We start from the raw sequence: 12,261 nt of genomic DNA, 5'->3' as shown, positions 1-12,261 counted from the left end.
GCTCCGTCCGGCTGATGCCGGCCTGAATCCGGTTCAGGCCCGGACCCACTCGGCGAAGTTATCGCTGTTTTTCTCCTCGCCGTCGCTGTAACCCGCTTCATAGGCGTCGGTCAGACGCTGTTCCTCACGTTTGGGGTTCTGGAGAAAGCCGCATTGCCAGCCCTGGATATAGTCGTCATCGACATGGCTCTGCTCCATTCTGGTCACGGCATCATAGTAAAACGGGTTCATGCGCGGTCTCCTCCGGGCTCTTTTAGGTTTGGGTAAAGCCTTCGTTCATGTCGTACAGTCAGGCTGGCGACCTGGATGGTCGAGTCGAGAAGGATATAAGCATACAGTGATTTTTTAAATCACCGAGAGCATGCTAAAGACGGTGGCTGCCGGACTTGACCTCAGATCCACCCCAGTGCATTGTTTTTCCATCATTGCAGGCCATGATGACAGTGGCTTTGGTGTCCCCACCAGACACCGCCTGACAACTGCGACGACTGGAACTCAAGGGCCGGACGAACATCTTACCCACATCATGACCATGACTCCCTTCACCCATTGGATCAGACGTTCCCTGTTTGCAACCGGCGCACTGACGCTGGTCTGTCTCAGTCAGGCGTCGGCTCAATCGTTCGATCTTCCGGACATGGGCAGCTCATCTGACGCCATCCTGTCCACGGGTGCCGAATCACGGCTCGGCAAGGCGTTCATGCGCAGCGTGCGCGAGTCTCTGCCAGTGCTGGATGATCCACTGCTGACCAGTTACATCGAATCACTGGGCCGCGCCCTGCTCGCGGCCGATCGCGACGCCACCGGCAGTTTCACCTTCTTCGTCATCGACGAACCCGTGGTCAATGCCTTTGCCGGTCCAGGCGGCTATATCGGCGTCTATGCCGGTCTCATCCTGGCGGCGGAGACCGAGAGCGAACTGGCCGCCGTCATGGCGCACGAAATCGCCCATGTCACCCAGCGTCATCTGATGCGCGGCGTCGAGGATCAGAGCAAGCTCGCCATCCCGGCCACGGCCCTGCTGATTGCCGCCGCCATTCTGGGCGCTCAGGTGTCATCGGATGCCGGCATGGCGGCGATAGCCGGCATCCAGGCGGCTGCCATCCAGCGCCAGATCAATTTCACCCGCGACAATGAGAAAGAGGCCGATCATCTCGGTATCACGACGCTGGCACAGGCCGGCTACGATCCCTATGCGATGGCCGGCTTCTTCGAGCGTCTCGCCAGATCGAGCCGGCTCTATGAGAACAATGCACCTGAGTTTCTGCGCACCCATCCGGTCAACGCCAACCGCATCGCCGACGCGCTTGGCCGGGCGGGGGACTTTGGCGCACGCCAGCGACCGGACAGTCTGCGTTTCCAACTGGCGCGCGCGGCGCTGCGTGAACGCGCCTACAGTCGCGCGGAACAGTCGGTCGCGCATTTCGGCAACACCCTGCGCGAAGGTCGTCATCGCAACGAAACCGCCGAACGCTATGGCTATGCCCTGGCGCTGGAACGCGCGGGCAAATTCGCCGAGGCCCAGGCAGAAACCACCAGACTGCTCGCCGCCCATCCCAGCCTGACTGAGTTCGTGACCCTCAACGCCCGGCTTGATCTCAAACAGGGACGCGCCGAACAGGCATTGAAAACGCTCAAGCAGGCAATCAGTCTGTCGTCCGACAACTGGCCCCTGCGTATCGCCTATGCCGAAGCGCTCATGAGCAGCGGCAAGCCGACCCAGGCGATGAGCGAACTCTCCGCCGTGGCCCGCCTGCGTCCGGGTAACTCCGCGCTCTACGGTCTGCTCGAACAGTCCGCGATGCGGGCCGGCAATCAGGCCGCCACCCATCGCTTCCGGGCCGAAAAGCTCTATGCCGAAGGCGATCTCGAACCGGCCATCCGTCAGCTTGAGGTTGCGCTGCGCCAGCGCGATATTCCCTATGCCGATGCGGCACAGATCCAAGCGCGGCTCGAAACCTGGAAGGAGGAAAAAAGCGAGCAGAAAAAGCGCGGAAAAGATCGCCCTTGATCCCGTTGGGATTTTTAAACCGCAAAGGCGCGAAGTATTCACCACAGGAGATCCAGATGACCGATTCAAAACGCCGAACACTGCTGAAAGGCTCGCTCGCCGCCGGTTCCGTTGGCGTCGCCGTCGGGGCGGGCCTGCTCAGGCCCGGTCAGGCACTCGCTGACTGGAACGCAGCGGCCTTTCAGGCTCGGGATGTCCCGACGGCACTGACCAAGCTGCTCGGCAGCGAGACCGCTGAGATGAGTGCGCGCATCAAGATCAAGGTGCCGGATATTGCCGAGAATGGCGCCGTGGTCCCAGTCACGGTCGAAACCGATCTGCCCGGCGTCACCTCTATTTCCATCATCGCCGTCGATAACCCCATTCCGCTGGTCGCCTCGTTCGAGCTGGCCGAATCTGCCATGCCCTTTGTCTCCACCCGCATCAAGATGGCCAAGACCTCGGATGTGATCGCGGTAGTGCGGGCGGGCGACAGGCTTTATAAAAACGCACAAAACGTCAAGGTCACGGTTGGTGGCTGCTGAGACGGGTCAGATGCGCATCCAGCACTGCAATAGCGAGAAGAGACCATGTCAGAGATGAAGATCCGCGCCAAATTGAGCGGCGACGAAACCACGGTCAAATGCCTGATGAGCCACCCGATGGAAAATGGTCAACGCAAGGACAGCAAGACCGGCGACCTCATCGCCGCCCATTTCATCCAGGAAGTGATCTGCAAGACCAAAGATCGGATCGTCCTGACCGCCTCCTGGAACGGTGGCGTGTCCAAAAATCCCTATCTGTCGTTCAAATTCAAAGGCGGTGCGGTCGGTGATCCGGTCGAAATCATCTGGACGGACAACCAGGGCAAAACCGAACGCGCAACCGCCCTGATCAGCTGAAGCGGATCACACCGCACCCTTGTCTCACGACAGCTTTTCAGTCCGTTGTGCTTGAAACGGAAATCCTCGGTGGGCTCCCGAGCGACTGGCAGCATCCCGACATCACGATACAAAACGCACCCATTCGTCGAGCGGTGCACGGGGCGTGCGCAGCCGGTTTTCGGGGGCATCGGGATCGGCATAACCCAGCGCCATGCCGCAAATGAGCATTTCCGTCTCCGGGATGCCCAGATGCTCGCGAATGATACGGTGGAAATGAATCACCGAGACCTGCGGACAGGTGTCCAGACCGCGCGCCCTGGCCGCCAGCATGAGGGTCTGGAGAAACATGCCGTAGTCGAGCCAACTGCCCTGCTCCATCAGGGTGTCGAGGGTGAACAGCAAGGCCACCGGCGCATCGAAAAAGCGATAGTTGCGGCCATGCTGCTCATGCATGCGTTTGGCATCGCCTTTCTGAATCCCCAGTAGCGCGTACAGCTCGAACCCCACTTGACGGCGGCGCTCAAGATAGGGCGACACCCATTGCCTGGGATAGTAGGGATAGGGATCGCTGTGGGTGGCGGCCTCCTCGGGATCGTCGAAGGCCGCCAGCAGACGTTCGCTGAGACGCACCTTGCTGTCGCCGGTCACGACCCAGGTTTTCCACGGCTGGATGTTGGTCCCGGAGGGCGCCCGCGCCGCCAGTCGGAGCAGATCTTCGAGGATGTCCTGGGAGACTGGCGAGGCGGTGAAGGCGCGACAGGAATAGCGGCTATCGATCACCTGATCGACGGCAGACTGAAGGGAGTCGGTCATGGCAGACAAATCCGTGTTTCAAAAAGGGCGAAAATACAACGGCTTCCCAGTGAGGCGAGTCGGCAGGAAATCGCATACCGCACTGGGTAGGGTTCAACGAGTCGGCTTTTTCACTTCATCCTTCTGAATCAGCGAGATGTCGCCAATGCCGGAGCGTTCCGCCGCCGCCTGTTGGGCGCCGCGCCCCTGCAACTTGATGACGAGCCGTACCTCGTTGGCCGAATCGGCGTAGCGGAGTGCGTCCTCGTAGCTGATTTCGCCTTCTTCATAGAGATTGAACAGCGCCTGGTCGAAGGTGACCATGCCCTGTTCAGCGGACTGTTTCATCAACTCCTTGAGCTTGGACACCTCGCCCTTGCGGATGAGATCGGCAGCCAGCGGGGTGTTGAGCAGGACTTCGATCACCGCACGCCGTCCCTGACCGCTCTTGCGCGGGATGAGCTGCTGGGCGACCACGGCCTTGAGGTTCAGCGACAGATCCAACAGCATCTGGTCGCGCGAGTCTTCGGGGAAGAAGCTGATGATGCGGTCCATCGCCTGATTGGCGTTGTTGGCGTGCAGCGTCGCCAGCACCAGATGACCGGTCTCGGCGAAGGTGATGGCATATTCCATGGTGGCGCGGGTGCGGATCTCGCCGATCAGGATGACATCGGGCGCCTGACGCAGGGTATTGCGCAGGGCGACCTCGAAGGATTCGGTATCCACCCCGACTTCGCGCTGGGTGATGATGCAGCCGTCATGCTCATGCACGAACTCGATGGGATCCTCGACCGTGATGATGTGGCCGGTCGTCTGACGATTGCGATAACCGACCAGCGCCGCCAGCGAGGTGGATTTGCCGGTGCCGGTCGCGCCGACGAAGATCACCATGCCGCGCTTGATCAGGGCCAGATCGCGCAGGATCGAGGGCAGCTTGAGTTCTTCCAGGGTCGGGATACGGGTCTCAATCCGGCGCAGCACCATGCCGGCGGATTCGCGCTGCACAAAGGCGCTGACGCGAAACCGCCCGAGCGGTGAGCGATCGATGGCGAACTGGCATTCCTTGGTGTCCTCGAACTCGGCGCGCTGCCGTTCGTTCATGATCTCGTAGACCATGCCCCGCGCCTGATCGGCGGACAATGCCTGCTTGGCGGCGGAATGAATGGTTCCATCGATTTTGATACTGGGTGGACGACCTGAGGTAATGAACAGGTCCGACCCCTTTTTCTCGACCAGGGCTCCTAATAATTGCTCCAGCGCACGCTTGAGATCCATCGTCAACCTCGCTCGAAAAAAGTTGGCAGTTAAACCGCGTCCATCATGGTATGCCTCGTTTTCAGTGGTCAGCCAGTTTGGCATCCATCTGCAACGTCGGCATCGACGCGGTTTAAATTATTTATTTTTAAATATTTAAACCGCGCCCAACCGAACGTCCGTCGTGACGCAAAGCCAGTTGAAGAGCCATGAAACGACGTTTATCGCACTGGGCGCGGTTTATTCGAAGCTCTCCTTGTTCTGCGCCTTCGAGCGGGCGTCCTTGCGCGAGATCAGCCCCTTCTGCAACAGATCCTTGAGATTCTGATCAAGGGTCTGCATGCCGTGCGCCTGGCCGGTCTGGATGGCCGAATACATCTGCGCGACCTTGGCCTCGCGGATGAGGTTACGGATGGCAGGGGTGCCGATCATGATTTCATGCGCCGCGACCCGACCGCCGCCGGTCTTCTTCAGGAGTGTCTGGGCAATGACCGAGCGCAGCGATTCGGAGAGCATGGCGCGCACCATGTCTTTCTCAGCCGCCGGGAAAACGTCGATGATACGGTCGATGGTCTTGGCTGCCGAGGTGGTGTGCAGGGTGCCGAACACCAGATGCCCGGTCTCAGCGGCGGTGAGCGCGAGCCGGATGGTCTCCAGGTCGCGCATCTCGCCGACCAGGATGATGTCCGGATCCTGACGCAGCGCCGAGCGCAGCGCCTCGCTGAAGCCCAGCGTGTCCTTGTGGACCTCGCGCTGGTTGACCAGACATTTCTTGCTGGTATGTACGAACTCGATCGGATCCTCAATGGTGAGGATATGGGCATATTCGTTGTCGTTGAGATAGTCCACCATCGCCGCCAGCGTGGTGGACTTGCCCGAGCCGGTGGGACCGGTGACGAGCACCAGCCCGCGCGGGACGTTGACGATGTCCTTGAAACTGGCCGGCGCCTTGATGTCCTCCAGGCTCAGAACCTTCGATGGAATGGTCCGGAAGACCGCGCCCGCGCCACGTTTCTGGTTGAAGGCATTGACACGAAAACGCGCGACACCCGGAATCTCGAAGGAGAAGTCGGTCTCCAGGAATTCCTCGTAATCCTTGCGCTGCTTGTCGTTCATGATGTCGTAGACCAGCGAATGGACGGAGCGATGTTCCAGGGCTGGGACATTGATCCGGCGCATGTCGCCATCGACACGAATCATGGGTGGCAGACCGGCTGACAGATGCAGGTCGGAGGCGTTGTTCTTGACGCTGAAGGCAAGTAGTTCGGCGATATCCACGACTTACTCCAGTAGTGGCCAGTTCGACGGATGGGGCGGTGACCGGGGGCTGCCGGTCAGGGCGCTGCAAGAATAGCCTGAAATCGTGGAGCCTCGGAATGGCGGCGCGATTCAGGCCGGCGCGTCCGGGTCGATCCCCAGCGCACGCAGGCGCGCGGCCAGATGTTCGGCGCGCTGGCGCTCCCGTTCGGCCCGTTCATGCTCCTGTTCGGCTCGCAGCGTCTCACGCTCGGCGCGTTGGGCTTCCAGGTTGGCCCGCGTGGTCTCACGTTCCGCCTGCCGGGCCAATTCGATTGAGTTGAGAAAAGGCCGCCCCTGCGGATCGAAGATCTCCAGGGTCTCGGGGGTGAGGGCGAAACGGATGCCGAGACGCGGGCTCACCCAACCATTGAGATGAGCAACGGCGCACAGCCGGTCATTCTGACGGATCCAGATCTCCAGCCGGTTGCGATCCGGGTCGTAGAGATAATATTCGGCGACGCCAAACCGTTCATAGTAATCGCGCTTGTCCGCCATCTCTTTGAGACTGTTGGATGGCGACAGGATCTCGAAGACCACCTGCGGGGCGACGCCCCCCTCCTCCCATTGCCTGTAGCTGCCGCGTCGTCCCTTGGGACGACCAAAGGCGACCAGCACATCGGGCGCGATGGGTCCGGTGATCTGACGGTCAGGCACCGGATACCACAGGAGATCACCAGCAATGAAGACATCGGGTCGGTCGGCGAACAGGATCTCCAGGTTCTCCTTGATGCGGACGATCCATTCATACTGCTCGGTGTTGTCCGCCATGGGTTGTCCGTCACTTTCAGGATAGGGATCGTCGGGATCGATGCGTGACAGTGGATTCATGGTCATGACTCCTGAGTCAGTTCAGCGAGCGGGCACCTAGTGATTTTGTTCCAGCCGGGCGACCTTTTCCATCACCTGGGCTTCGAGATCGCGTTTGTAACGGACGATCCGCTCGCGCATCGCCGGATCCGCCGCGCCGAGGATCTGGGCGGCGAGGATGCCGGCATTTTTGGCGCCATTGATGGCGACCGTTGCCACTGGCACGCCAGCCGGCATCTGCACGATGGAGAGCAGCGAATCCTCGCCGGAGAGACAGGCGGATTTGACCGGCACGCCGATCACCGGCAGCGGGGTGATGGCGGCGGCCATGCCGGGCAGATGCGCCGCGCCGCCCGCGCCGGCGATGATGACCCGCAGACCGCGTTCCACGGCGGTTTCGGCATAGTCATAGAGTCGTTTGGGTGTGCGGTGAGCGGAGACGATGGTCATCTCGTAGGGCACGCCAAATTCGGCGAGGATGGCGGCAGCCTCCTGCATCACCGGCAGGTCGGAATCGCTGCCCATGATGATGCCGACCTGGGGGGTTGATTGAGGGGCTGAATGCTGGCTCATGGGTGGTCTTCTCCAGAGATTTCGATCAGGTCGCGCACCCGCTCGGCCTTGTGGCGGGCGGTTTCCAGGTCCGGGTCGAGCACGGTCACATGACCCATTTTGCGAAAGGGGGCGGTCGCCGCCTTGCCGTACAGATGCAGACAGACGCCCGGAATCGCCAGGGCCTCCGCCATGCCTTTGACGACCGGACGACCGCGATGTCCGGGCGCGCCGAGCAGATTGATCATGGCCGCTGGCGACAGTTGATCGGTGGAGCCCAGCGGCAGACCGACCACGGCGCGCAGATGCTGCTCGAACTGGTCGGTGATATTGGCCTCAATGGTGTGATGGCCCGAATTATGGGTGCGCGGGGCGACTTCGTTGACCAGCAGCTCGCCATCGGCGGTCAAAAACATCTCGACGCCGAAGATGCCGACACCGCCCAGCACTTCCAGGGTGCGTTCAGCCAGCTTCACCGCCGCCGCCGCCGTCGCCGCAGGAATATTCGCCGGGGCCAGCAGCATGTCGAGCACATTCTCACCGGGACGGAAACACATCTCCACCACGGGATAACAGCGACAGTCGCCATCCAGCCCCCGTGCCACCAGCACCGCCAGTTCTTTCACCGCTGGCACGAAGCGTTCGACCAGCGACGGCACCGGCAGATGCTGGTCATAATCATCGGGCGTGCGCTGGATCGAGACACCGCGTCCGTCATAGCCGCCGCGCCGTGCCTTCTGCACCAGCGGATAACCAAAGGCGGCGAAGGCTTCAGGGCTCGGCTCCGGCATCGGAATGAAGGGCGCGGTCGCGATTCCGGCGTCCGCCAGCGCCTGCTTCTGGGTGAGCTTGTCCTGAATCAGCGCCAGCACCTTGGGTGACGGATGCACCCGGCGGCCCTCGCGTTCGAGCTGGATCAGGGTATCCGTGTCGATGTCTTCGATGTCGAAGGTGGTGACATCGCAGGACTCGGCCAGCTCGCGCAGTTTCGCCGGATCGTGGTAGTCGCCGACGATCTGATGCCCGGCGACCTGACCGGCCGGCGAGCCGGGGGTCGGATCCAGCACCACACAGGTACAGCCAAGCCGCTTGGCGGCCTTGGCCATCATGCGGCCAAGCTGACCGCCGCCGATGATGCCGATACGGGCAAGAGGTAAAGGGAATACATCCATGGCGCAATCATCTGCGTTATGAGAGAAACGAGAAAGCCACGGCGGAAAGCCGTGGCCGCGAAGTTGATGGCAGTTGCCTTATTACACTCGCTTAACCGGTCTGGCTCAAGATGAAACGCTTGGGCCGGGTCACACTCACCATTGCGCCTGTCCCGCATCGTGCGCCGCCGCGACCGCCCTCCCTCGCTCCTCGTTGATGCCGCGCGCAATCAGCAGGGCGGCGGCGAAGAGCAGGATGCAGAAGAGGATCGCGGCATGCAGTCCGAACAGGGCTTGCAGCAGACCGATGACGAGCAGACCGAAGACCCCGGCCAGCTTCATCGACAGCCCCCAGAAGCCGAAGAGCTCCGCCGCACGCGAAAGCGGGGCAAAGAGTCCGACCAGGGTGCGGGTGGTCGATTGACAGGCGCCCAGACTGAGGCCCGCCACACAGCCCACGACCAGAAAGATGTCCTGCGCCGCCCAGTTCAGGCCGAGGCGATCCTGCGCCAGCTCGCTGAGCAAAGGCGTGAGATAGATGAGCAGGATCGCGAGGATCCACATCAGCAGTGTCAGACTGTAAGTGCGCCGCGCGCCGATCCGATCCTGCACGAAACCAAAACCGAAGGCGCCGATGGCGGCGGTGATCTGCACCAGCACGAACATCAGGGTGCGGGTCGATTCGTCCCACTGGATCACCTGCGCCCCATAGATGAAGGCATAGGTGATGATGATGGAGATGCCGCTCATGGAGAAGAAGACCGAGAACAGCAGCACCGCCAGATCGCGATGTGCGCGCAGATGCCTGACAGTCTGGCCGACCCGCACCAGACCGAGCCGCAGATAACCCTGTCCCGCAGGCAGCGGGCGCGCCCGCCCGCGTTCACGCACCCAGAGAAAGGTCGGAATGGCCGCGATCAGGAAGAAGACCGCCGCCCAGGGACCGACCCAGCGGATGCGCTCGAAGTTCTCGGCGCTGACATCGCCCAGCACCAGCAGCACGAAGACGGCGGACGCCATGCCGCCGAGATAACCCAGCGACCAGCCGAAACCCGAGATCTTGCCCAGATCCTCCGGCGGTCCAAGACCCGGCAGAAAACCGGCGATGAATGACTCGCCGATGGAGTAGGCGAAATTGGAGAGGATCAGGAGCAGCACCCCGAGCCAGGCATAACCGGGTGCGACGAAATAGAGCGCCGCCGTGGCGAGCACCGTGAGCAGATAGCTCGCGAACAGAAAGCGCTTCTTGCTTGCGGTGTAATCCATGATGGCCCCGGCGACCGGCGAGCAGATGACCGCCAGCAGATAGCCGCTCGCCAGCGCCAGACTCCAGAGCAGATTGCCCAGCCGGTAGTCCGGGGCATCGCCGACGATGACACGGGTGAAGAGATCGCCGAAGACCACCGTGATGATGAGCAGGGTGTAGGACTGATTGGCGAAGTCGAACATCGCCCAGCCGAAAATCTCCCGCCTGGGGGCACGCACGCGGGCCGTCATGCGGCGCGCTCGCTGGCTGGCAGGTAGTCGGTGTCAGACGCGGAATGGGTGGTCATGGTGTCACCTTGGGCTTGACGGCGTGCGAACCTGGATTCGCGACTGGGGCCGCATTGTAGGTCAGATTGCGCGCTTCAGGTGACGCCCTGGACATGGTCAGAGCAGGATCAGCAGTACGCCAGTCAGCATGAGCGCACCGGCGGGAAGTTTGGATGCCAGTCCCGACTCACCGAACAGCCAGGCACCATAGAGAATGCCGAACAGCAGGCTGACCCGTTTGACCGCGATCATGTAGGCCACCTCCACCTGCTGGAGTGCGAGAAAGTGGGTATAGACCATGATGCCGATGAGCATACCGACGGCGAGCACCGGCCAGCGCCGGTCGATCAGCCGGCGCAGCACCTGTGGTTGCGGCAGCACGATCAGCACCAGCACAGCCAGCCCCAGCAGGGCGAAATAGAAGGCGCCGAAGGTCTCGGGCGGCAGATGGCGCATCGCGCCCTTGCCGAGGGTGGCGGTGACGGCATAGATGGCAGCGACCGCCAGCATCATCCGCGAGCCCGGCTCATAGAGGATCGCCGCGAAAGGCAATCCCCAACTGCGCCACTCGCGCCAGCGGGCATGACCGCTGTTCAGCACCCAGGCGCCCGCAACCACCAGCAACACCCCGGCGGCGCCCTGCGCTGAGACACGCTCGCCGAGCAGCATCCAGGCCACACCGATGACAAAGACCGGGGTGAAGGCGAGATACGGCAGGGTGAGCGAGAGCGGATGATCGCGGATGGCAGCCATGTAGAGCCACATCGCGAAGAGCTCCAGCGGCGTCATCACCGCCAGCCAGCCCCAGAAGGCCAGCGGCAGCTCGCCCAGAGGCGGGAGGCCGGCCAGCAGCGGTGTCATCAGCAGGCCGGGGATGCCGAAACGCACCACCAGCAGTTCGGTGGCCGATAAATCCTGAAGCCAGGCCTTGGTGGCGGCGTCCGCGCTGGCCAGACTCAGGGCGCACGCCAGCGCCAGGATGATCCAGCTCATCGCGCGGCCAGCAGCTCGACTCCCGCTCCCGGCAGATGCGCCCGTTCGCTGATCCGGCGTCGCCAGGCGCGGGCACCGGGCTGGCCCTGGAAGAGCCCGAGCAGATGACGGCTCATGGCGTTCAGCGGCACGCCCGACGCCAGTTCGCGCTCGGCATAGGGCCGAAAACGCTCCAGCACCTCATGACGGCTGGTCATGGACGACTCATCGCCGAAGATGAGCCGATCCGCCTCCGCCAGCATCCAGGGGTTGTGATAGGCCTCGCGCCCGATCATGACGCCATCCAGATCGGTCAGAAAATCCTGCGCCTCGTCCAGGCTCTTGATGCCGCCATTGATGGCGATGGTCAGGTGCGGAAAATCCCGCTTGAGCTGGCGCACGATGTCATAGCGCAGCGGCGGCACATCCCGATTTTCCTTGGGACTCAGACCCGAGAGCCACGCCTTGCGCGCATGGACGATCAGCGCATCGCATCCGGCCTGCGCCACCGTGCCGACGAAATCGACCAGTTCGCCATAGCTGTCGCGGTCGTCGATGCCGATACGGGTCTTGACCGTGACCGGGATGGTGACGGCGTCCTTCATCGCCGCGACGCAGTCGGCGACGGTCCCCGGCTCGGCCATCAGACAGGCGCCGAAGCGTCCGTTCTGCACCCGATCCGAGGGACAGCCGACATTCATGTTGATCTCGTCATAGCCCCAGTCGGCACCGAGGCGTGCACCATGCGCCATGTCGGCTGGAGCGGAGCCGCCGAGCTGGAGCGCAACCGGGTGCTCGGACGGATCGAAGCGCAGAAAGCGCGCCGTGTCGCCGTGGATCAGGGCGCCCGTGGTGACCATTTCGGTATAGAGCAGGGTGTGACGGGTGATGAGCCGGAGGAAATAACGGCAGTGGCGGTCTGTCCAGTCCAGCATGGGGGCAACGCTGAGTTTTATTGCCTTTTTATTCATAGTTTTATAGAGATTCGACTTGTCATATCGGCCTTTCTGGTACATCATCAATCATC

Annotated in this window: 13 protein-coding genes; 3 read left to right on the top strand and 10 right to left on the bottom strand. The window is 62.1% G+C overall.

The window, feature by feature from the left end; translation table 11 throughout:
- Positions 1 to 33 precede the first annotated feature (33 nt).
- Positions 34 to 231: an Alvin_2107 family globule sulfur oxidation protein gene (locus EDC35_RS15065; RefSeq protein ID WP_132978078.1), complete on the bottom strand. Its 198-nt coding sequence runs from the start codon at positions 229 to 231 to the stop codon at positions 34 to 36.
- Between the two features lie 406 nt (positions 232 to 637).
- Here EDC35_RS15065 and EDC35_RS15060 point away from each other — a divergent pair, with 406 nt between their 5' ends.
- From EDC35_RS15060 to soxZ, 3 genes are read left to right on the top strand one after another with little or no spacing between them, the layout of a single operon-like run.
- A complete protein-coding gene (locus tag EDC35_RS15060) occupies positions 638 to 2,011 on the top strand; it encodes a M48 family metalloprotease (protein WP_243651697.1) in 1,374 nt (457 codons plus the stop codon).
- Between the two features lie 56 nt (positions 2,012 to 2,067).
- Positions 2,068 to 2,535 carry a thiosulfate oxidation carrier protein SoxY gene (gene soxY / locus EDC35_RS15055; protein ID WP_132978076.1) on the top strand — a complete coding sequence of 156 codons (468 nt, stop codon included), beginning with the start codon at positions 2,068 to 2,070 and terminating at the stop codon, positions 2,533 to 2,535.
- A gap of 45 nt (positions 2,536 to 2,580) precedes the next feature.
- Positions 2,581 to 2,892, top strand: a complete 312-nt coding sequence (gene soxZ, locus EDC35_RS15050) for a thiosulfate oxidation carrier complex protein SoxZ (protein ID WP_132978075.1) — start codon at positions 2,581 to 2,583, stop codon at positions 2,890 to 2,892.
- Between the two features lie 102 nt (positions 2,893 to 2,994).
- Here the strand turns inward: soxZ and EDC35_RS15045 are convergent, their stop codons facing one another.
- From EDC35_RS15045 to dusA, 9 genes are all read right to left on the bottom strand, one after another.
- Entirely contained in the window at positions 2,995 to 3,687 is a 693-nt protein-coding gene (locus EDC35_RS15045; RefSeq protein ID WP_132978074.1) for a nitroreductase, read from the bottom strand.
- A 93-nt stretch (positions 3,688 to 3,780) separates the two neighbouring features.
- Positions 3,781 to 4,941 (bottom strand): PilT/PilU family type 4a pilus ATPase, encoded by a 1,161-nt coding sequence (locus EDC35_RS15040; protein ID WP_132978073.1) that lies wholly within the window; start codon positions 4,939 to 4,941, stop codon positions 3,781 to 3,783.
- 219 nt (positions 4,942 to 5,160) lie between these two features.
- A complete protein-coding gene (locus tag EDC35_RS15035; protein WP_132978072.1) occupies positions 5,161 to 6,198 on the bottom strand; it encodes a type IV pilus twitching motility protein PilT in 1,038 nt (345 codons plus the stop codon).
- A gap of 111 nt (positions 6,199 to 6,309) precedes the next feature.
- Positions 6,310 to 7,047: a Uma2 family endonuclease gene (locus tag EDC35_RS15030; protein WP_132978071.1), complete on the bottom strand. Its 738-nt coding sequence runs from the start codon at positions 7,045 to 7,047 to the stop codon at positions 6,310 to 6,312.
- A 36-nt stretch (positions 7,048 to 7,083) separates the two neighbouring features.
- Entirely contained in the window at positions 7,084 to 7,599 is a 516-nt protein-coding gene (gene purE, locus EDC35_RS15025; protein WP_132978070.1) for a 5-(carboxyamino)imidazole ribonucleotide mutase, read from the bottom strand.
- Positions 7,596 to 8,750, bottom strand: coding sequence for a 5-(carboxyamino)imidazole ribonucleotide synthase (locus tag EDC35_RS15020; RefSeq protein ID WP_132978069.1), 1,155 nt, complete (start codon positions 8,748 to 8,750; stop codon positions 7,596 to 7,598). Before EDC35_RS15020 ends, purE begins: the two co-directional genes overlap by 4 nt.
- 135 nt (positions 8,751 to 8,885) lie before the next feature.
- A complete protein-coding gene (locus EDC35_RS15015; RefSeq protein ID WP_132978068.1) occupies positions 8,886 to 10,226 on the bottom strand; it encodes an MFS transporter in 1,341 nt (446 codons plus the stop codon).
- Positions 10,227 to 10,379: 153 nt separating this feature from the next.
- Positions 10,380 to 11,255, bottom strand: a complete 876-nt coding sequence (locus EDC35_RS15010) for a DMT family transporter (RefSeq protein WP_132978067.1) — start codon at positions 11,253 to 11,255, stop codon at positions 10,380 to 10,382.
- Positions 11,252 to 12,205, bottom strand: a complete 954-nt coding sequence (gene dusA / locus EDC35_RS15005) for a tRNA dihydrouridine(20/20a) synthase DusA (protein WP_132978066.1) — start codon at positions 12,203 to 12,205, stop codon at positions 11,252 to 11,254. The genes EDC35_RS15010 and dusA overlap by 4 nt, the downstream gene beginning before the upstream one ends.
- Positions 12,206 to 12,261 lie beyond the last annotated feature (56 nt).

Source organism: Thiobaca trueperi, from assembly GCF_004342175.1.
In the GTDB taxonomy this organism is placed as follows: domain Bacteria; phylum Pseudomonadota; class Gammaproteobacteria; order Chromatiales; family Chromatiaceae; genus Thiobaca; species Thiobaca trueperi.
The sequence above is the reverse complement of the archived record's forward strand: the minus strand, read 5'-3'. Positions and strand labels throughout refer to the sequence as shown.